Origin of the sequence: Companilactobacillus huachuanensis (assembly GCF_005404815.1) — a bacterium.
Taxonomy (GTDB): domain Bacteria; phylum Bacillota; class Bacilli; order Lactobacillales; family Lactobacillaceae; genus Companilactobacillus; species Companilactobacillus huachuanensis.
This window is the reverse complement of record NZ_BJDF01000008.1, coordinates 45,545-66,026: the sequence shown is the minus strand read 5'-3', so window position 1 is coordinate 66,026 and position 20,482 is coordinate 45,545. Positions and strand designations below refer to the sequence as shown.

Genomic DNA, 20,482 nt, shown 5'->3' with positions numbered 1-20,482 from the left:
CGGTCTCGAATCTTAGGTTGTTTGAAGCCTTACCAAAAAACGGTAAGTCTCCAACACGCCCGGTGGTGTAAGGACTAAAGTCCTAACGCCACTTTCGCTGCAAATGAATACTGCCAGCTCTTCCAACTAATTTATTTTTCATGGCAGTAACAAATAAAATGAAAATTTCTGCGTATTTAAATAAATTTGTTCTAAGCCTGTAACAACAATGGTTATATGAGTTTTTCACCTTTCAACCATAATAACAATAAAAAAAATCCCCTAACTGTAGTTAGAGGATTAATTCTTTGTTATTCATCTGTCAATGAATCACGAGGATCCAATTTAGCAGCACGTCTTGAAGGTGCTAGAGCGGCCAACAAACTGATGACAATACTGATAACAATACCGAAGATAAAGTTACCTGGGGAGATTGACACGATTGTTGCCTTAAAGGCACTTTGAGCAATGGAATTGGTTCCCATCTGAGCTAGCCAAGCAATTATCGAAGCGAAGACACCTGACAAGAGTCCAATCAAGAACGACTCGGAAATGAACATATTCCTGATATCTTTCTTTCTGGCACCGATAGCACGGAGGATACCAATTTCTTGAGTACGTTCGGAAACACTGATGTAAAGAACTACGATGATCATGATAGCTGAGACAAGTAGAGAAATACCGGCAATAGCTGCTAGCACGTCAAAGGCTAATCTCAAGTAAGTATTCAATGAATCGATAATAGCGCCGACACCGGTAATGGTATACCTGTTTTGTTTCTTCTTATCGATAGTTGTCTTGTATGACTTAACTTTTTCTTGAACGGCTTTAACATTCAATGTGTTGTTGACAGTCAATGTTGTGAAATTAGGCTTTATGGCAACATTGGCGTCCTTAGCAGCTGATTCCAAAGTGTTATAAGTTACAGCTGATGAACCAGATTTGATGATACCGGAAACTTTCAAGTTCATTGTGATTTGAGTTGGATGATTATTCTTATCAAGACTTGTAACGTACATCTTGACTGTCTTGCCGACCATATTCTTGTAATTATTCTTATCTAGTTTTTGTGCGTCAGACTTTAATAATATAATCTGATTACTGCCCGGTTTCGAACCTTTAGTAATGTCATCGGGCTTTTCAGTCGCGTTCCAAGTTTGGAAAAATTGGACTGAGACATTCTTATTATTGAAGTTAACCTTTGGTGATTGTGCAAAATAAGCTTTTTCAACTTTTTTAACATTTTTGATTTTTTTGAACCGATTAATATCAGAACTACTCATATTAATACTGTTAGAATCAGTATTGTCACGTGAAACTGTTTTGGTTACTTGAATAGCATTGGGATTGACTTGTTTAGTCATTTCGCCATTGATATAACCAGTGATACCAGAACCGAGACCGAGCATAAAGATAACTGAGAAAATACCGATGGCGGCACCAATAATGATTAGGATATTTCGCCCTTTGGTATAACGCATGTGTTCCCAAGCCAAACGGAAAGTATCGCCAAAACTCAAGTGAGTGATTTTCTTTTCGGCTGGAGTTTCATTAGGAATAGAGTATGAATCACGTAATTTCTTATCAGAGTCGACTTTACCATCTTGTAAGTGAACTACTCGAGTTCCGTAGTCAGCAACGATTTGCGAGTGGGTAACGGCAATAACTAATTTGCCTTCTTTGGCAATTTCATCCAAAATCTTCAATACTTCTTCAGTATTTTCAGAATCCAAGGCACCAGTAGGTTCATCAGCAATAATAATTTCAGGATCATTGGCTAAAGCACGAGCAATAGCAACACGTTGTTTTTGACCACCAGATAATTGATTGGGATGCTTGTCAAGATGTTCAGAAAGCCCAACTTTAGCTAAGAGTGATTTAGCACGGTCAGTACGTTGTGCTTTGTTCAATGAAGACATTTCCAATGGCACCATAACATTCTCTAAAATCGTCAAGTGACTTATCAAGTGGAAACTTTGGAAAACAAAGCCAACAGTGTGACTACGATAGTTATCTAGCGCCTTGTCAGAGCCCTTCTTTAATGATTGACCATTAACAAAAATATCACCTTGGAATTGAGAATCTAGGCCACCGATAGTGTTTAGTAAGGTAGTTTTACCACCACCTGATTCACCAAGAATCGAAACGAATTCGCCACGGTCAAGCTTTAGATCAATACCCTTTAAAACTGGAAACTCTTGTTTATTTAACATAAATGATTTCTTTACGTTCTTCAACTCAAGTAAGGTCATTTAGTTACCCCTCTTCTGTCATATTAGCAAGCATTGTAATACATACACATTTTATTGTAAATTTATTTCTATTTTTTTAGAAATTTATTGCTTGTGCTAAATATGTTTGTTTATTTTTCAACAGTTAAAAGTATATAATTATTTCTTTTTTGGGGTAATTGAGAATGGTCATAAGTTTATTATGACTTTAGTCATATGGCGGCTTGCCGCCGGATGGTGACAGGAATTTTTACACGCTATGGGGACCGGCCCGAGCCTGAGGAGCGGTCTCGAACCTCGCTTTTGAGCCTTGCAAGTTCGGCAAGTCTCAAAAGTCCCGTGGTGTAATGGCTAAAGCCATAACGCCACCTTCAGAGCGTGTAAAATTCCTGTCACCATCCGGCTCTATTATTGGGGAGGATGATTGGTTACTGTTTTCGGCGGTGGATAGAGCCTTCCGACTAATTAATTGTTCTTGCAATTTGCGGTTATTAATTGAATCTGAAGGTTGAAAGTTTAGTTAGGTATGCCGTTTCCAGAGCTGGCAGTATTCATATGCTGCGCGGAACGGTTCGAGCCTCGGTTGAAGCAATTACACCACTTTCGCTGCAAATGAATACTGCCAGCTCTTCCAACTAATTTATTTTTTCATGGCAGTAACAAATAAAATGAAAACTTCTGCGTATTTAAATAAATTTGTTCTAAGCCTGTAACAACAATGGTTATATTAGTTTTTCACCTTTCAACCTTTAGATTGAATGTAAAAATATGCGAATTCTTTATATCCAGCGTATTTTAAAATGTAATTGATGCGAATAGCACTAAGCGTTAGTGTATCTAAAATATTCAGTAAAGAAATAAAAGAGACGGAAGAGCTGAGAGTATTAACCAGCTGTGGGTGTGGCGTTACGGCTTTAGCCGTTACACCACCGGGCGAGTTTGGAGACTTTCCGGTTTATGGAAAGCCTTCAAACCGAGGTCCGAGACCGCATTTTGGCTCGGGCCGGTCCGCATAGCAGGTTAATACTCTCAGCTCTGGAGACGGGAACCCCTATTCATACTTTTTCATAAACAAAGCCACTTCAGTACGATTGCTTAATTGAAGTTTTTCAAATATATTCGTGACATAATTTTTGACTGTTCCTTCTGATAAAAACAATATGGTGCTTATTTCTTTGTTACTCTTTCCATCAGCAATTGCCTTAGCAATTTCTAATTCTCTAGATGTTAGTGATTCGATCATGTCCTGCTGGGAATTATTTTGTAAACCTGCTACTAAGCTATCACTGAGTTGACTGCCGATGATTGATTCGTTGTTGTAGACTTTTTTGATGTCAGCAATTAATTCTTTGCTATCGGTATCTTTGAGAAGGTAACCATTGGCACCGTTTTTTAAACCTTGGAAAATATATTCGTAGTCGTTGAATGTTGTCAGAATCAGAATTTTGACGTTGGGATAATCTCGATGGATGATTTTAGTTGCTTCAACACCATTTAGGATTGGCATTTTAATATCCATCAGCACAACATCACAGTCGTTATTTTTTAAGTAGTCAACGGCTTCTTGACCATTTTTGGCCTGAAAAGCAATTTCGATATCGTCGTCAAATCCTAAAACAAGGCTCAATCCTTCTCGAACGATGGCTTGATCATCCGCAATAATCATTTTAATCATTAGTTTTTTCTCCAATTGGAATGGTGATGTCAGTCGTGAAACCACTTGGCTTATTGGTTCCAAATTTAACTTGACCATTCAGTTTTTTAACACGTTCTTTGATGCCGTTGATACCATTTGAGGCAACGATACTTTGAGCATCTAAACCATTATTTTTAAGAGTCAGCGTCAAAGTATCATCAATTTTACGTAATTTAATTGTAATTAGGGAACTGTGACCATGCTTGATGCTGTTGGTGATGAATTCCTGACATGTTTTGTAAATCAAATCTTTAACAGAAATATCTAAATTATTGACGTTAAAATACATCTGAAGGTCAACTTTGACCTCATCGGTCACTGAAATAGAACTCTGTAATTCCTGCAATGCTGTCGTAAGATCAGCTAGCTCTTTGGTCTCATTTAGTTCGTTGACGGTTTCTCGTAATTCGACCAAACTGTGATCAATTATCTCTTTGGATTTATCGAGAATTTGATGTGATTTTTCGGGATCCTTATCGATGACTTGATTTAAGGCATCCAAATGTAGTCGCAGTCCAATCAATGAATGTCCCAACATATCGTGTAAATTTTGCGAAATTCGTTGGCGCTCTTCGATCAAAGTTAATTCTTTGATTTTACTAGAGTAGTCCTGCAATTGGTCAACTTTGGTCATTAATTCTTTATTCAGAGTATCAATAGCTCGATTTTTTTCAATCAAATTTAAATATAGATAGGAAATCAGATAAGTACTCCAGAATTGAACGGTGTATGGCGAGAGAATCAATTGGACATAGCCAGTCCATGAACTATAATTCAAGTTTAGTGAAGTTGGAATCGTGATAAATCCAAAGAATATTATAAAAAGCAGGATAATGATGTGTTTGGGCCTGGGATTTTGTTTAACGGTATATTCGGCTACCGTAACGATGAGAAAGTAATAGTAGACAACGAGTGCGGTTTTAGGGTCAGCAAGTTGAATTAATCCTAATAAAATAAAATTAAGGTAGCTAAAATATTCAAAGTATTTCTCGTTGAGATGTCTATTGAAAGGGCTAAAAAATATAAATTCTGAAAAGATGGCAAAAGTTAGAATACTTAAATAGAAAATTTTCGTGGGTGGGTTGAAATTTCTGATGGAGATTTCGGCGATAACAATCAATAAAATGAGGAATCGCAGGTAAAAACCAGCATGTGTTTTAAATTTCATCTTAATTTTCCTTTGTGGTTAATAATTTGTTTAAATAATCAGAAGTTTTAATTTGGAAGATGGTTAGTTACAGGATACTATTTTTAAGGGCGCAAAAAAACCTCATACATTTGGGAAGATGTATGAGGAAAACGATTGTTGGTTTTGTATTAGTCAAACTTTAAGGTATGGAAATGTTACACACTGGAAATGACAGGGGAGAACAGGCTGGATTTGTAAGAGGTGAGGTTCGTCTCCCCTGCAAGCTAATTATAACTAATTCGAATTTAACATTACCAACCTAGTTTGATATAACGAGATATTAAGCTACTGATTATTCAGTATAAATGGCCTTTAATTGGGCTAATTTATCGGCATCAATATCCAATGCTTTATCCAAATAGTTCTCGAAACTGCCGTAATAATGTTCGATAGCTTGAAAAACTGATGTGATACTTTCGAGATCACCTTTGGTCATATTCATTTGATTGACGTCTTGATTACCATCTTTATCATTCAAAATGTTATCAATCGTCTGGTCATTTTCGTACATTAAATTGGTCATTAAGTAATCTTTGGTGATAATTTCATCGTCGACGCCAAGGGCTTTGAGAATCAAGAGGGCTCCGATGCCGGTTCTGTCCTTACCGGCAGCACAGTGGAAAAGTAATGATTGTTCAGGTTGATTATTATGCAACATTAAATCAAAAAATAATTTATATGCTTGTTGACCGTGGGTATCGAGAACAACGCTTTGATAAATCATGCCCAAATAGCTATAATTCCCTTGATTAATAATGCCGGCCAACTTGTCGCCATTACCCTTGAGTGGGTAAACTGGATCCGAATAAATTTTGTAAAAATCAGAAGTGGTGTCTGCCCAGTTACGTTGTTCATCGTTGGAACGGAAATCAACAACATACTTTAAACCGTAATTTTTAAGGTAGGCTAAAGATTTTCCTGTTAAATTACTTATATCCCCTGAACGTAAGAGTTTATTATATTTAATTGTCGTACCATCTTTAGTGGGATATCCACCAAGTTCACGTAAATTTATGGCACCTTCAAGATTTAATATGCGTTTCATTTTTTTCTCCTCCCCGAGTCGTTGCGTATTTTAGGTCATTAGAAGTAAAATAAATACTAAGGTGATTTATGGTGAAGAATAAACTTTCAATTATTATGACAGCTTATAATGTGGCTAATTATATTTCTAGCTCGATTGATTCAGTAGTTGCTCAGACTAATCAGAATTTCAATTTAATTATTGTGGACGATTGCTCAACAGATCAAACTCAGAAGATAATCCAAGTTTACGAAAAAAAATACGATTGGATATCTGTTGTTTGCCATACCGAAAATTCCGGAGTCTCTGCAGCGAGAAATACCGGACTTTCGAAAGCAGACGGTGAGTTGGTAACATTTATTGATGGCGATGATTGGGTCGAACCCGATTATGTGGACCATTTTTTGAGAATCTTCAATGATGAAGATGTCGATATGGTCACTTGCGGTTTTTTCAATCAGAATGAAAATGGCAAGATCAAAAATAAAATTGCTAAACGTCAAACAAATATTGTCGGTCGTGATGAGGTTATCAAGCAGATAATCAAAATGACTGGAACCGTAATGGGCTATACATGGAATAAGGCGTATATTCGCTCAATTATTGCAGAAAATAATCTCTCATTTCAAACTGATTTAGATTTGATGGAAGACCAAGTATTCAATGTTGAATATGCGACGGTTGCTAGAAAATTTTATCTGGACAATGTTCCGTTGTATCATTACATTTCTCGTAAAGGCAGTATTACACAAAAGTTTGCTGTAGAAAATGTCCGCGATGTCGGAGTAGCTAGAATGAAGGTTTATAAAGCTATTCGGGATAGCACTCGAAATGAGAAGGACCAGATTTAGGCTCACTGTTCCAACAGAATGGTGGACTAGAGTTATAAATTATTTTGAGTTTTCAAAAATATATAAATAGTGGGTAAGCTGAGCAGAGTGCTTGGCTTTTTTTGCGTTAACGGGAAAATCCATTTTATTACTTATGATTTTTAGTTCCTAACTAAAGGTTAAAAGTTAATATAATCATTGTTGTCACAAGTCTAAAGCTAATTTATTTAAATATGCAGAATTGTTGTTCCCTGCATTAAAAAATAAACTAGTTGGAAGAGCTGAGAGTATTCATTTGCAGCGAAAGTGGCGTTATTGCTTTAGCAATTACACCACCGGGCGTGTGGAAGACTCGCGGTTTTTGCGAGGCTTCAACCGAGGCTCGAGACCGCTTTCTGGCTCGTGCCGTTCCGCGCAGCAATTGAATACTCTCAGCTCTGGAAACGGCATACGTAACTAAACCTTCAACCTTTAGTTCATATAATAAAATGTGAACCAATGGATAAAGTTTAGTTAAATCAAACTAAGAATAGCATTCAATACGGAGTTATGCTTGCAAGAAAATTTTGAAAAACTATCCCAAAGAACTATCCTAAAGAACCACCAATTAAATATGTAATAGACATGGTAGCAATGCCGACTAAAAGGTTTCTCAAGATGCCCTTAAAGCGATTGGAATTTCCTAAGGTGGCACTAGCATATCCAGTACATGTTAATGCCAGAATGACGGCACCGATGGTTCCAGTGACTTTATAAGGATAGGGAATAAAGGTTATTGATAAGAGTGGCAATAGTGATCCTAAGATGAATGAACAGAAGGAAGAAATCGCGGCATTCCAAGGGTTAAAATAATGTTGTACTTCAATATTACATTTAGATTTTAAAGTGACATTCAAAGCATCATTTTTCATTAATTGGCTGGCCACTTTTTGGGCAAGTTCAGTTGTTAAACCTTCGTTTTCATAATGACGTGTCAAATTTTCCAGTTCACCCTGATAATCATTTTCGATACTTTGATTTTGTAATTTGGTCATTGTTTTTTGTGTATCGCGTTGAGTGCTGACGGAAACAAACTCTCCACCACCCATTGATAATGCTCCGGCAAACATACCTGAGATTCCGGCAATAAAGAGGGCGGTTTGACTCTGTTGAGCACCAGCAACACCAATAACAATTCCGGCAACAGAAACAATTCCATCATTTGCTCCTAACACCCCGGCACGGATGATATTAAGCTGTTCAGATAGATGGAATTTGTTAATCAGATTTTTGGGTAGTGAATCGTTTGTAGTGGTAGATATCGTTTTCATAGTAATAAAGGACTCCTCGTTTTTAAAAATTGATAATTCTCACACGATTTTTAGTATAGCTTGAGATGAGGAGTTTATATATAGATTTATTAATAAAAAAATATAATAGTCAAAAAATGCAGGTCATTGAGATGAAAAGTTTATACTATTCAATAGTTAAGGAATATATCGATTGTGGAGGAGACAATTATGAGAGCAGTTGTAATTAGTAAAGCTGGTGGACCAGAAGTATTGAAGATTGAAGAACGTCCAATGCCTCAGGCAACGGATGACCAATCGGTTATCAATATCAAAGCTTTTGCTGTACATCGTTATGAAGTTTTGACACGTGAGGGTGGCTCGCCATCGGTTAAGTTTCCTAGAGTTATTGGAGTTGAAGCCGTTGGTGAGATTTCAGAGCCTTCTAAGAGTAGTAAATTAACCAAAGGTCAAAAGATTATGGTTGTTAATGGTGGCTTTGGTCGGGCTTTTGATGGCAGTGAAGAAGAATATGCCTTGGTTCCTGATAAAATTATTTATCCAGTTGACTTCGATGGTTCATGGGCTGAATTTGCCAACTATCCTGAAACATTTTACACAGCTTTCGGTGCATTGAAGACTACTAAGTTGCACGCTGGACAAACATTGTTGGTTCGTGGTGGGACGACTGGTGTCGGCATGGCAGCTTTGGTTTTGGCGAAAGCAATGGGATTAAAGGTTACATCAACTACAAGGCGTGAAGAACGCCGTCGGATGTTGTCAGATATGGGTGCAGATGACGTCGTTATTGATCAAGATGGTAAACTGCAAACTGATAAATCATATGACGGATTGTTGGATATGGTTGGCGCTTCAGTTGTTGGAGATTCATTGTCACATGTTAAACGTGGCGGTTACTTTACAACCGTTGGATTGTTAGCAGGCAAGTGGATTTGGGAAAACTTTGATCCATTCGAAAGCCTTGGTGGCAAGTACGCTACTGCATTTGATGGTGTGGATATCAATGATGAAATTGTCACTGAAATGTTTAAGTTGATCAATGACAATCACTTAACAATCCCAGTTTCAAAGGTATTTAAACTCGATGAGATTCAAGCAGCACAAGAGTACATCATGAAACATGACCGTCCAATGGGACAGGTTATTGTTACAACAGATTAAATCTTTTCAGTCTCTCTGACTAGTTTGTTCTTTTATGGATTTAGATTTTTAATAATCTAAAAATGAGTTGTATCACACTTAAATAGTTTATTAGGTGTGACACAGCTCATTTTTTTTAATTTTATAAATTGTTATTGAATGGTTCAGTGCCATCAATGATAACATTCGAATTAGTATCGTAACGCCAACGGACTTTATCAAGGCCAGCGAAGAAATCATTGCCTTCAAAATTACTATTTAGGACGTCAATGAAAGGTTCGTTTTTAGAAAAATCAAGGTTATCGCCATTAACGGTTGATTCACCTTCAACATAGAAATCACTGGATTCATTATTTTGAGTTGAATCAATGGCGAGATTAATAAATGATAAATTAGAGTTTTTTTTCAAAACAATTGAGTAGGAAATGAAGGAATCTTTCAAATAGGCCGTGGAGTTGACCAGAAGAGGTAGGTGTATGTTGGATTTGACTGACATAAGCTGACTATTTTCAAGGGATAGACTAGAAATATTTCGTTGACGATCAGCTTGAATATCGGAATTTTTTAGAGAAATGAATGAATTTGAAGAATAGATTGTGTCCCAGCTAGATTCGTTTGTGCGATTGACGATAACATTGTTGCAATAAAGTTTGGCGCCATCATATAGTGCAAGGGTATTGCCCTTTTCGTTATCATAAGTCAGTAATAAGTTTTCAAGGATTACAGTTGTATTTTCGCCAAAGAATAAACCACAATTTATTTTTGTGGCTTTAGCATTGGCGTATTGGCCTTTGATAGTCAGACTTTTTTTAATTGATAGAAACATAGTTTCTGATGAAAAATATTCGCCAGATTTTAAGACGATTGTGTCACAATTGTCAGCAGTATTGATAGCATTGAAGAATTCGCGGTCGGATTGAACATTAATTGTTTTCATAATTAGCCCCCATGCTTTTGTTTATAAATTAATTATAACAAGTTTATATGACATAATGAGGCATATGATTATTATCAAATGAAAACAGATAATAATATTTTGATAATGATTTTTGATGGATTCATCGTTGTTCTTTGTTACGCATAAACACTTTTACTTATTGAAAGCAGAAGGTATTATGAATAAAGAGATTAAAACAGTGAGGTCAGAGCCTTGAAAAAAATATCTACGCCAATTATTCGGGAAATTTCATATAATAGTTCTGCAATTGATGATTTTGAAAATGAAATCAGAGACGAAAAAAATTCAAAATATTTATTAAGATATCCGACTATTTATATTGTTAATGATGAAGTAAAGCCTAATAAATATTCGGTTTATGTTGGTGAGACAAATAATATTAAGCGAAGAACATCAGAACATCTACAAGATGATTCCAGAATGGATACCTTTTGGAAAAGTATTGACGAATCTGATGATGCAAAAATGTTTTTGATTGGGCATGATCATTTCAATAAATCGTTAACTTTAGATATTGAAAATAAGTTAATGCATTATATGACTGGCGTTGATGCTGTTGAAATTGTGCACAATGGTCGTTCCAATCAACAAGACGAATACTATACATCTGATGAACTGGACCCTATTTTCTATAAAATTTGGAGACAACTAAGACGAATAGATAAAAATCTGTTTCCGGTATTAAGTGTAATTCGTGATTCGGCCATTTTTAAAGCCTCACCGTTTCACAGGTTGACCTCAGAACAGCTAGTTGCTAAAGATACTATTGTTATGAAAATTGAGGAGGCCTTGAATAGAGATAAAGTTGGTCAGTTGATTTTGGTAAAGGGTGAAGCTGGAGCAGGAAAGACCGTTCTTTTAAGCAATCTTTTTTATGATTTGACACAGATGGCAGCCGAGAATGGTGATAATAGTATTTTAAGAGGCAGAACGCAAACGCTTTTAGTTAATCATGATCAACAACTAAAAGTTTATGCACAAATAGCTGATAAATTAGGTATTAGATCTAAGAATAATTCGGAAATTGTTGAAAAACCAACTAAGTTTATTAATGACCATTTAGGCAAAAAAATGGTTGATGTGGTTTTAGTTGATGAAGCACATTTGTTGTGGACTCAGGGTAAGCAATCCTATCAAGGAGAAAACCAACTGGATGATCTTTTGAAATGTGCTCGAGTTGTTGTCGCAGTTTTCGATCCTAATCAGATTTTATCCAGAGAGCAATATTGGGGATTAGATAAACTGAACCGTATGACTCTTGATGCATTAAGTGAAGGTAAATTAGTCGAATTGCACAATCAAATGCGGATTGATGGTAATAAAAATACTGTTGAGTGGATCAGACGGATTACAGATGAGCAACAAATTACTAATATTCCAATGGATAATAAGTATGATTTAAAAGTTTTTAATTCACCAGAAGAACTATATTACCGGTTAAGTAAAAAATCATTGAATGAAGAATCCGGTATTTCAAGATTATTAGCAACTTTCGATTGGAAATATATCGATCAGAAAAAACCGGATAATGGTTACAAATATTGGAATGTGACTGTGGGTGATTTTTCAATGCCATGGAATTTACAATTACCACAAACTAAGGAACAGAAACGTCGTAATAAGGGATTGGCCTGGGCAGAACAAGAACAAACTATTGGAGAAGTTGGCTCAACATTTACGATTCAAGGTTTTGATCTTAACTATGCTGGTGTAATAATTGGTCCGTCTGTAAAGTATCGAGATGGAAAAATCATCTTTGATAAAAGTGCTAGTCAAAATACCAAGGCAAAGCAGAGAAGAACTTATGAAGGACAAAAAATTGATGCATCAGAAACTTTGTTGAAGAATGAGTTAAATGTTTTATTAACTCGTGGAGTGCATGGCTTGTACATATATGCTGTGGATGAACAGTTACAGAATAAATTATTAGAAGCACAGAAAGGGAGATTGTAAATATGACAAAAGAGACCATGGATAAAGTAAACAAATTTCGTGATGATAGAAATTGGCGTCAATATCATAATGAAAAAGATTTGGCTATTTCAATTTCTTTAGAGGCTTCAGAATTGTTAGAGTTATTTCAATGGAAAAAGTCCAATGAAGTTGTATCAAAAAAATCAACTGAATTAAAAGAAGAGTTGGCTGATGTACTGATTTATTCTTATATGATGGCCGATAATTTGGGACTGGATATTGACGAAATTATGGATGAGAAGTTGAATAAGGATAGTGCTAAATATCCTGTTGATCAGAGTTATGGTAAGAATTTGAAATATGATGAATTGAAAGATACTGATAAATTGAAAAAAGGCTCTGAAGATAACAAAGATTGATAAAGCTATGGGGTCAACAAAGTATTGGATGTCCAAGCAAGTATTGGTTCTAAAATTGATGAGTTATCGAAGATTAAAGATATTGTGTTGCGGTGGGACCAAGTTTGTGCTTTTGGAATATTTAATTGCAACGTCGTGATATAATTGTTTCATCTTAGGTTGTTGCAGGCGATACCCAAATTAAACATTGCCGTTGACGTGAAAGGATTCTTATGAGAATAAACGTTTTACAACATACTCCAAATGAAGGACCAGGGATGATTCAAGATTGGTCACAAAAGAATGGTCATGAAATGTATATTTATCATCCTTATCAATTCGGATATTTACCAACTGCTGATGAAACAGACATGCTTGTTATTTTAGGTGGTCCCATGAGTCCCAATGATGACTTACCTTGGATCGAACAAGAACGTGAATTGATTCAAGAATTGATGGATCAGGAAAAGCCTATCTTTGGCGTTTGTTACGGAGCACAACAGATTGTTAAGACCTTAGGTTATGATGTTACCAAAGCTCCAGCTAAAGAAGTTGGCTTTGCGCCAGTTTATCGACGGGATGTAAAGTTTCTTAATATTCCGGAAGAGTTAAACGTTTTACATTGGCATGAGGAAATGTTTGAAATTCCTGCTCAAGCCCAATTGTTATTCTCAAGTGATCAGTTGGAAAATCAAGGATTCATCTTGAATCACCGGATTGTTGGTTTACAGTTCCATTTGGAACCAAAGGCTGATAATGTTCGCGAGATGGTTGTAAATGATTTTCCTTATCTAAAAGATTCAGTTTTTAAACAAACAAGTAAAGAAATTTTACAAACTAAGATTTCTGATGATAATAAACAGACACTTTATAAATTGCTGGATTATATCAGTGATTAATATGCGGCAGAGGTTAGTTTCTCCCGCTTACAGCAAATAAGAGCGATAATCCCAATTTTAAGGATTATCGCTCTTATTTGCTTTATTTAATATATTTCTGCTAATCACTTTCAAATTAAAGTAATATTTTTTTAAGAAATTTTGTTCATCCTCATGTATAGCCATAATGTGACACACCCAGATGATAATCTGAATTTTGTTACAAGGATTAATCAACAAGCCATTTGAGAAATCCTGAGTATCGAAAAATGGGGATGAACAAATGAATAGTAGTGAACGAATTGTTAATATATTAATGAGAATGCTATGTGGTGGAAAAATTGATTTTGATAATTATCAGGCTATTTATGGAAAGTCGGGACGAACTTTTCAGCGTGACTTAGAGGCGATTCGAAATAATGAGGATTTCGCGGAAAGGTACGTGTTGCACTACAGTACTGTCCAGAGAAAATATTATGTGACTAATATTGGAATTATAAATTCGGCGGAAGTTTTAGCTATTCTAAAAATTTTGATTGGTAGCCGGGCTTTAAGTAAGAAAGAATTGAACGATGTAACCAAGCAATTATTGGAATTTGTTGCAACCGAAGATCAACCGAATATTAGAACCCTCTTAACAACTACGAGTGAAAGCTATATCCCGGCTGTGGATGGACTTATTTTTCCCAGAGTGAAGCAATTTTCAGATTGGATCATTGCTAAGAAATCTATTACTTTTAAATACAGTGGAATTGCGAATGGTGCTAATGTCTTGGGGATGCAAACTGGAGTACCGTTGAGCATGTATTATGATAATCATCATTTCTATATAATGATGTATTTAATTGATGATGATAAAACTTTTCTTTATCGTTTGGATCAATTCGATAAAATTTTTCCAAAAGGCAAGGCAGTTAATGTTCCAGCTGATAAACGCCCAGATATTGGTCGTATGATTAATAAAACCTTTTTGCTAAGTGGTGGAAATCATGTCCATTATAAATTTAGTTATGAAGGTAATGAGCAGGTGACATTGGAAAATGTACCCAATTCATATCTTTCCAGTGACGACGATCCTGAAAATTCTGATGTCACAATTGTTGAAGGAGATTTATTCTCACAAGGAGCCCTGTTGTGGGTTTTAAGTCAGGGTGCACAAGTTAAAGTTCTCGGGCCACAATCTTTAATTGAACAGTTGCGTAAGGAATTGAAGAAAACCTTGGAATACTATTCAGACGAGAAATAAAAAAACTCCAAATCATACAGATTTGGAGTTTTTACGTTAATAAGCTAAATTTTTTTCTTCAAGTGATATTGAACGATACTAGAATCAGAATCTTTAAGGTGAGACTTCTCATCTTTAGCAAAGTAAACAGCAAAACTCTTATTATCGCTAACATCCTCAGCAATAATAAGGGATGATTCATAAGGATCCTTTGCTTTGTAAATTTGTGCTCCACGGACAGCTTCGCCATAGTCTTTTGAGTTGGCAATCGCATCGCCGGGATTAAAAAATACCATTTCGTCCATAAGTAACACATCCTTTCTCTTTGCTATTATTATACAGCTAAAGGCTTAGGACATACAAAGCGTTACAATTATGCCGCCTCCAGAACTGAGAATATTCACCTGCTATGCGGACCAATCCGAGCCTGAGAGGCGGTATCGAATCTCGGTTTGAAGCCTTTCCATAAAGCGGAAAGTCTCCAAACACGCCCGGTGGTGTAAGAACGGCAAAAACCGCCGTCCTAACGCCACATCCACAGCAGGTCAATATTCTCAGTCCTTCCGACTAGTGGATCTTTAGTAAACAGATTATAGAAATTACTTCAAATGACATTTGATTACTTTTTTCCTTGGCACCTAGAAATTCATTAAATGAACTTTTAAAAATAGATTATCTAAAGGTTGAAAGTTTATTTAAGTATGCCGTTTCCAGAGTTGAGAGTATTCAATTGCTGCGCGGAACGGCCCGAGCCAGAAAGCGGTCTCGGACCTCGGTTGAAGCCTCGCAAAACCCGCGAGTCTCCAACACACGCCCGGTGGTGTAATTGCTGAAGCAATAACGCCACTTTCGCTGCAAATGAATACTCTCAGCTCTTCCAACTAGTTTATTTTCTTATGGTCGGTATAATAAAATAAAGATGTTTGAGTTACTTAAATAGATTAGCTCAAAGACTGTAGTAACAATGGTTAGATTGATTTTTCACCTTTCAACCTTCAGATAAATTATTAACTGGCATAATGCTTTAAGTATGGTATAAAAGATTTACTTTTGGTACTTAAGAAGAGTTATCGTATTTTTTAGTATAGAGATTCAGAGGTAATTAAATGAGAGCAATAGCCAAATTTTTTGAATTAAAAAATATTTAGCCTCCGGGTGTGAGAAATCAGCCTGCAGTGAAGGTGACATAAGGACGTGAGTCCTTATATCACGGGACGACTTTTGAGACACGGTTTTCGGCTCAAAAGCGAGGCTCGAGACCGTATTTTGGCTCGAACTGGTCCCCACAGCAGGCTGAATTTCTCACACCCGGAGGCGGCAGTACCAACAACAGTTTTCTTTTAATACAACAACATTTTAGCTATACTATGGCATATGGAGGGCAAATATGACTAACGTTGAAGATTACATCAAAGATAATATTTTTGGAAAACCGCAATTAAAGCCTGATGAGAAGAATAAATTCTTAGGTAATTTTGCCGAACGTGTTGCAATCGCTTTAACGGTTGCACAGCTGAAAAATGAGGATAATCAGAAGACAGTTGAAAGCGTTATGAATAAATATCCAGAGTATCATCTTTATTTAAATGGAAAAATAGATTCATATATACTGGATAATTACCTCCGTTTGAGTGTAAAATTAAAGTATAAGTTTACAATAGTTTCACAATCGGGAATGCGAAATCGAGACCGTCAATTGACTGACAATGACATGGGCTTGGTTATCGCTAACGAGGGTAAACCTGTTGATAGACCAGTGCTTATATAATTTTGGAGGACAATATGTCTAATAATGCATTAGATAAAATTGCTTTACTTTCTTTAAATGGTAATAAACCATTAGCTAAGAGAATTTCTGATTACATGGGAGTTCCATTGTTGGATGCTTCTGTTTCACATTTTAGTGATGGCGAAATTAACATTCAAATCAATGAAAGTATTCGTGGAAGAGACGTTTACATTATTCATTCAGTTTCAGATCCTGTAAATGATAACTTTATGGAATTGATGATTGCTGTTGATGCATTGAGACGTGCTAGTGCCGCAACAATCACTTGTGTCTTGCCATATTTTGCATATACTCGTTCAGATAGAAAGTCTCGTTCAAGAGAGCCTATCTCCGCTAAGTTATTTGCTAATATGTTGGAATTAGGTAGCGTTGATCGTGTTATGGCACTTGATATGCATGCCGATCAAATTCAAGGATTCTTTGATATCCCAGTTGATCACTTGCGTGCTATGCCAATTTTTGCTAGCTATTTCGAAAAGAAAATCAAGAACCCAGACGATTTCGTCTTTGTAGCTCCTGATCACAATTCAACAAAACGTGCTCGTTCATTGGCTGAAGTCTTTGGCTCACAAATTGCAATTGTTGATCAAAGATCGACAGAAGATGAAGAGGTTGTTCCTGATATTATTGGTGATGTTGAAGGTAAACAATGTGTCATCGTTGATGATTTGATTGATACCGGTACAAGAATGGTTAACAGTGCCAAAGCCGTTGAAACTGCTGGTGCCAAAACTATTTCAGCTGCCGCAACACACCCAATCTTTTCTAAAAATGCCGCTAAGAGACTAGAAAATTCTATCTTGATGGAAGTTTTGGTTTCTGACTCAATCGTTATTCCAGATGACTGTCAATTTGATAAACTTAAGATTTTATCAGTGACAGATCTAGTTGGAGATGCCATTCGTATGACAGAAATGAATGAATCAATCGATTCATTGTTTGAAGTACGTGATAGCTATACAGAAATTAAATAATTCGAAGAATAATTTCAATCATTAATTTGGTTGGGGTTATTTTTTTTTGTAAAGAACAGCTTATTTTGTAAAAAAATAGCACGATATGTGAATTCATAACAAGAATAACGCATATTATACATATTGAAAGCGATTACTAAAGAAAAATGGGGGAACGTGATTTGGAAATTAAACAAGTAAAGATAAACCATATGAATAATCCCATTGGATTTGAGTTAAATGATTTATTCATTAACTGTACGATTCAAGATAATAAATATCCTAAAGATTTAGAAAAAAAATTAATAATTACAACAAATAATGAGACTGTTTTTGAAACAAAATGGCAAGCTGCCGAAAATTTGAGTTTTAAGCCAGTTTTTAAATTACAAAGTAAAACTAGATACAATGTGAACTTCGAATTACGAACCAATCAAAAGATTTTGAGTCAAATGGCATTCTTTGAAACTGGCCTTATGACTGGTTTTAACAAGAGCAAGTGGATTGGAACTGATGATGCCAGTGTTCATGGTTTGGATTTGATTAAGCAAATCAATTTTCCTAAAGAAATTAAACAAGGCAGATTGTATATCAGTGGATTAGGACTTTATGAAGTATATATCGATGATGTAAAAGTGGGTGACGAATATTTAGCACCTGGTTTTACAAACTATAATTACTACATCCAAATTGCCACACATGATATTACCAAATTTATTCAGACTCCTGGTGTTCACACGATCCGCATCAGTTTAGGTGACGGTTGGTATCGTGGCAAACTTGGTATCAAAGAACATGGCGGTAAAGAAAACCAATATGGTAATGCCTTAATGGCCAACGCAGAAATTGATTATGTCGATAATATCGGAATTAGCCACACAATTGGAACTGATGATTCATGGCAAACTAAAACTTCCCAAATTAGCCATTCTGGAATTTATTATGGTGAAGATTTCGATGAAACTATTGCCACAGTTGATTTGCCACTTAAACAATTTGAGCAACCTACGAAACATTTAAAGGATCGTTTGAGCTTGCCGATCAAGACGCATGAAGTTTTCAATGTTAAAGAAAAAATCAGTACACCAAGCGATGGAATCGTACTCGATTTTGGACAGAATATGGCCGGATGGGTAGATTTTAAAAACAATCTTCCCAAAGGAACCAAGGTTGAACTAGAGTACGGCGAAATCATCCAAAATGGAGAGTTATATCGTGGTAACTTACGTTCAGCACGAGCATCGTTCACTTATGTCAGTGATGGCAAGCAACATTTTGTTAGACCACATTTCACATATTTTGGCTTTAGATATGTCAAACTGATTGGTTTTCCTAATGATTACGATATTAATAATTTCCAGGCTCAAGCACTTTATTCAGATATGGAAAATATCGGTAATGTTCATTCAGATAATAAATTAGTTAACCAATTATTCAGCAATATTCAATGGGGACAGCGCAGTAACTTTATGGATGTTCCAACTGATTGCCCACAACGTGATGAACGTCTAGGTTGGACTGGAGATGCGGCCATTTTTGCAAAAACTGCCAGTTACAATATGGACACTTATCAATTCAATCGGAAATTTGCTTACGATGTAGCCGTTGAACAGAGTATTAACAAGGGGAAAGTACCTTTATACGTACCTGCAGTTGATGGCGATGACGGTGGTAAGGCTGTCTGGAGTGATGTTGCAACAATTATTCCTTGGACAAATTACACCAGAACCAAAGATGCTTCGACTTTGCGTCAGAATTTTGGCGCCATGATGTCTTGGGTCGATTGGGTTCACGATTATGCTAAAACAACACGCAATGAATTCCTATGGTTGGATGCAGATCAATTAGGAGATTGGTTGGCACTTGATACCGAGGATATTATGCATTTGAAAGGTAAGACACCTGATGAATTAATTGCCAGTGCTTACTACTACCAATCAGCTAGAATAGTTGCCGCCAGCGCCGAGGTGTTGAATGCCAAAAGGGAACATGACTACTACCAATTATTAGCTGCGAAAATCAAAGAAGCTTTTGTTGCTGAATTCTTTACGGCTAGTGGTCGTTTGATAACAGATACACAGACTGCTTTAGCATTGTGTCTAAAGTTGAAACTTTATCCAAAAGATGATCAAGAAAGTTTAACCGATAAACTGGTGGCAAGAATTGAAAAGGACCGCAATCATTTAACAACTGGATTTGTCGGAACACCAGCCTTATTGCCAGCCTTATCACAGAATGGTCAGAATGAATTGGCTGTTCAAATGTTCTTGAATGAGGATTATCCAAGTTGGCTTTACCAAGTTAAATTGGGTGCGACAACTATTTGGGAACGATGGGATTCTGTTAAACCGGATGGAAAAATTAATGATAACGGTATGAATTCATTGAATCATTACTCAGCTGGTGCAGTTATGCAGTGGGCCTATGAATATCTATTGGGTATCAAGCAAGGTCAACAGTTACAAATCAAACCTGCCATCAGCCCTAAGTTTCATTCGATGGAAGGTCATACACAGTTAGTTACAGGACAAGTGAAAGTTTCGTGGCAGATAGTTGGTAAAGCCGGGAATGAAGTACATGTGAGCTTGGATTTACCGTACAACCAACCAGCTAAAGTTGATTTACCAAGAACCAATGATTGGATAGCCGATGGTATTAAACATCAAAATGGTGACATTTTACCAGCTGGTCATCATGAAATTGTTTATCGTCCTATGAGACCATTTGTAAATAACTTTGATGTTCACACGGCGTTAGTCAAATTTATTGATGATAAAGCTATTACTAACAAACTCAATCAATTAGTTCCATTCTGGGGTTTCTTGAATTTACCTGGAAATATGGATCACTTCAAAGATTATTCGATATTGCAATTGAGTCAAGAAATGAAAGGCATTGGATTTTCACCGTTGACTAAAGAACAAGTAGCTCAGATTAATCAAATGTTTATGGATTATGAATCAGAACAAATAAAAAAGGATAATTAATT

The 20,482-nt window shown here is 36.1% G+C and carries 16 protein-coding genes; 9 read left to right on the top strand and 7 right to left on the bottom strand.

Features of this window, described 5'->3' with window-relative positions; genetic code table 11:
• Positions 1-290: 290 nt before the first annotated feature.
• From FFM71_RS06045 to FFM71_RS06030, 4 genes are all read right to left on the bottom strand, one after another.
• Positions 291-2,231: an ABC transporter ATP-binding protein/permease gene (locus tag FFM71_RS06045; RefSeq protein ID WP_137611275.1), complete on the bottom strand. Its 1,941-nt coding sequence runs from the start codon at positions 2,229-2,231 to the stop codon at positions 291-293.
• Positions 2,232-3,261: 1,030 nt separating this feature from the next.
• Complete coding sequence (locus tag FFM71_RS06040) at positions 3,262-3,885, bottom strand: response regulator transcription factor (RefSeq protein ID WP_137611274.1); 624 nt, start codon at positions 3,883-3,885, stop codon at positions 3,262-3,264.
• Complete coding sequence (locus FFM71_RS06035) at positions 3,878-5,074, bottom strand: sensor histidine kinase (RefSeq protein WP_137611273.1); 1,197 nt, start codon at positions 5,072-5,074, stop codon at positions 3,878-3,880. Before FFM71_RS06035 ends, FFM71_RS06040 begins: the two co-directional genes overlap by 8 nt.
• A 313-nt stretch (positions 5,075-5,387) precedes the next feature.
• Positions 5,388-6,140: a tyrosine-protein phosphatase gene (locus FFM71_RS06030; RefSeq protein ID WP_137611272.1), complete on the bottom strand. Its 753-nt coding sequence runs from the start codon at positions 6,138-6,140 to the stop codon at positions 5,388-5,390.
• Positions 6,141-6,208: 68 nt separating this feature from the next.
• Between FFM71_RS06030 and FFM71_RS06025 the strand changes: the two genes are divergently transcribed.
• Entirely contained in the window at positions 6,209-6,970 is a 762-nt protein-coding gene (locus FFM71_RS06025; RefSeq protein WP_223876484.1) for a glycosyltransferase family 2 protein, read from the top strand.
• 566 nt (positions 6,971-7,536) lie between these two features.
• Here FFM71_RS06025 and FFM71_RS06020 read toward each other — a convergent pair.
• Positions 7,537-8,259 carry a VIT1/CCC1 transporter family protein gene (locus tag FFM71_RS06020; protein ID WP_137611271.1) on the bottom strand — a complete coding sequence of 241 codons (723 nt, stop codon included), beginning with the start codon at positions 8,257-8,259 and terminating at the stop codon, positions 7,537-7,539.
• 189 nt (positions 8,260-8,448) lie between these two features.
• Here FFM71_RS06020 and FFM71_RS06015 point away from each other — a divergent pair, with 189 nt between their 5' ends.
• Entirely contained in the window at positions 8,449-9,399 is a 951-nt protein-coding gene (locus tag FFM71_RS06015) for a zinc-binding dehydrogenase (protein WP_137611270.1), read from the top strand.
• Positions 9,400-9,520: 121 nt separating this feature from the next.
• Here the strand turns inward: FFM71_RS06015 and FFM71_RS06010 are convergent, their stop codons facing one another.
• A complete protein-coding gene (locus FFM71_RS06010) occupies positions 9,521-10,315 on the bottom strand; it encodes a hypothetical protein (RefSeq protein WP_137611269.1) in 795 nt (264 codons plus the stop codon).
• 213 nt (positions 10,316-10,528) lie between these two features.
• Between FFM71_RS06010 and FFM71_RS06005 the strand changes: the two genes are divergently transcribed.
• The 4 genes from FFM71_RS06005 to FFM71_RS05990 all read left to right on the top strand — a co-directional run bounded on the left by FFM71_RS06005 (position 10,529) and on the right by FFM71_RS05990 (position 14,772).
• A complete protein-coding gene (locus tag FFM71_RS06005; protein WP_137611268.1) occupies positions 10,529-12,289 on the top strand; it encodes a DUF2075 domain-containing protein in 1,761 nt (586 codons plus the stop codon).
• Between the two features lie 2 nt (positions 12,290-12,291).
• The gene (locus FFM71_RS06000; protein WP_137611267.1) at positions 12,292-12,669 is read left to right on the top strand and encodes a nucleotide pyrophosphohydrolase; all 378 of its coding nucleotides are present in this window, start codon (positions 12,292-12,294) and stop codon (positions 12,667-12,669) included.
• Between the two features lie 212 nt (positions 12,670-12,881).
• Complete coding sequence (locus FFM71_RS05995; RefSeq protein ID WP_137611266.1) at positions 12,882-13,547, top strand: type 1 glutamine amidotransferase; 666 nt, start codon at positions 12,882-12,884, stop codon at positions 13,545-13,547.
• Positions 13,548-13,809: 262 nt separating this feature from the next.
• On the top strand, positions 13,810-14,772 hold the full coding sequence (locus FFM71_RS05990) for a helix-turn-helix transcriptional regulator (RefSeq protein ID WP_137611265.1): 963 nt from the start codon (positions 13,810-13,812) through the stop codon (positions 14,770-14,772).
• A gap of 44 nt (positions 14,773-14,816) precedes the next feature.
• Here FFM71_RS05990 and FFM71_RS05985 read toward each other — a convergent pair whose 3' ends face one another.
• Positions 14,817-15,056, bottom strand: a complete 240-nt coding sequence (locus FFM71_RS05985; RefSeq protein WP_137611264.1) for a hypothetical protein — start codon at positions 15,054-15,056, stop codon at positions 14,817-14,819.
• Positions 15,057-16,138: 1,082 nt separating this feature from the next.
• Between FFM71_RS05985 and FFM71_RS05980 the strand changes: the two genes are divergently transcribed.
• From FFM71_RS05980 to FFM71_RS05970, 3 genes are all read left to right on the top strand, one after another.
• The gene (locus FFM71_RS05980; protein WP_137611263.1) at positions 16,139-16,519 is read left to right on the top strand and encodes a YueI family protein; all 381 of its coding nucleotides are present in this window, start codon (positions 16,139-16,141) and stop codon (positions 16,517-16,519) included.
• A gap of 14 nt (positions 16,520-16,533) precedes the next feature.
• Complete coding sequence (locus tag FFM71_RS05975; RefSeq protein WP_137611262.1) at positions 16,534-17,514, top strand: ribose-phosphate diphosphokinase; 981 nt, start codon at positions 16,534-16,536, stop codon at positions 17,512-17,514.
• Positions 17,515-17,675: 161 nt separating this feature from the next.
• Complete coding sequence (locus tag FFM71_RS05970; RefSeq protein WP_137611261.1) at positions 17,676-20,480, top strand: family 78 glycoside hydrolase catalytic domain; 2,805 nt, start codon at positions 17,676-17,678, stop codon at positions 20,478-20,480.
• Positions 20,481-20,482: the final 2 nt, after the last annotated feature.

Coding starts and splice junctions, on each gene's coding strand:
- FFM71_RS06045 (WP_137611275.1), bottom strand. CDS start 2,231: ATGACCTTACTTGAGTTGAAGAACGTAAAGAAATCATTTATGTTAAAT.
- FFM71_RS06040 (WP_137611274.1), bottom strand. CDS start 3,885: ATGATTAAAATGATTATTGCGGATGATCAAGCCATCGTTCGAGAAGGA.
- FFM71_RS06035 (WP_137611273.1), bottom strand. CDS start 5,074: ATGAAATTTAAAACACATGCTGGTTTTTACCTGCGATTCCTCATTTTA.
- FFM71_RS06030 (WP_137611272.1), bottom strand. CDS start 6,140: ATGAAACGCATATTAAATCTTGAAGGTGCCATAAATTTACGTGAACTT.
- FFM71_RS06025 (WP_223876484.1), top strand. CDS start 6,209: ATGGTGAAGAATAAACTTTCAATTATTATGACAGCTTATAATGTGGCT.
- FFM71_RS06020 (WP_137611271.1), bottom strand. CDS start 8,259: ATGAAAACGATATCTACCACTACAAACGATTCACTACCCAAAAATCTG.
- FFM71_RS06015 (WP_137611270.1), top strand. CDS start 8,449: ATGAGAGCAGTTGTAATTAGTAAAGCTGGTGGACCAGAAGTATTGAAG.
- FFM71_RS06010 (WP_137611269.1), bottom strand. CDS start 10,315: ATGAAAACAATTAATGTTCAATCCGACCGCGAATTCTTCAATGCTATC.
- FFM71_RS06000 (WP_137611267.1), top strand. CDS start 12,292: ATGACAAAAGAGACCATGGATAAAGTAAACAAATTTCGTGATGATAGA.
- FFM71_RS05995 (WP_137611266.1), top strand. CDS start 12,882: ATGAGAATAAACGTTTTACAACATACTCCAAATGAAGGACCAGGGATG.
- FFM71_RS05990 (WP_137611265.1), top strand. CDS start 13,810: ATGAATAGTAGTGAACGAATTGTTAATATATTAATGAGAATGCTATGT.
- FFM71_RS05985 (WP_137611264.1), bottom strand. CDS start 15,056: ATGGACGAAATGGTATTTTTTAATCCCGGCGATGCGATTGCCAACTCA.
- FFM71_RS05980 (WP_137611263.1), top strand. CDS start 16,139: ATGACTAACGTTGAAGATTACATCAAAGATAATATTTTTGGAAAACCG.
- FFM71_RS05975 (WP_137611262.1), top strand. CDS start 16,534: ATGTCTAATAATGCATTAGATAAAATTGCTTTACTTTCTTTAAATGGT.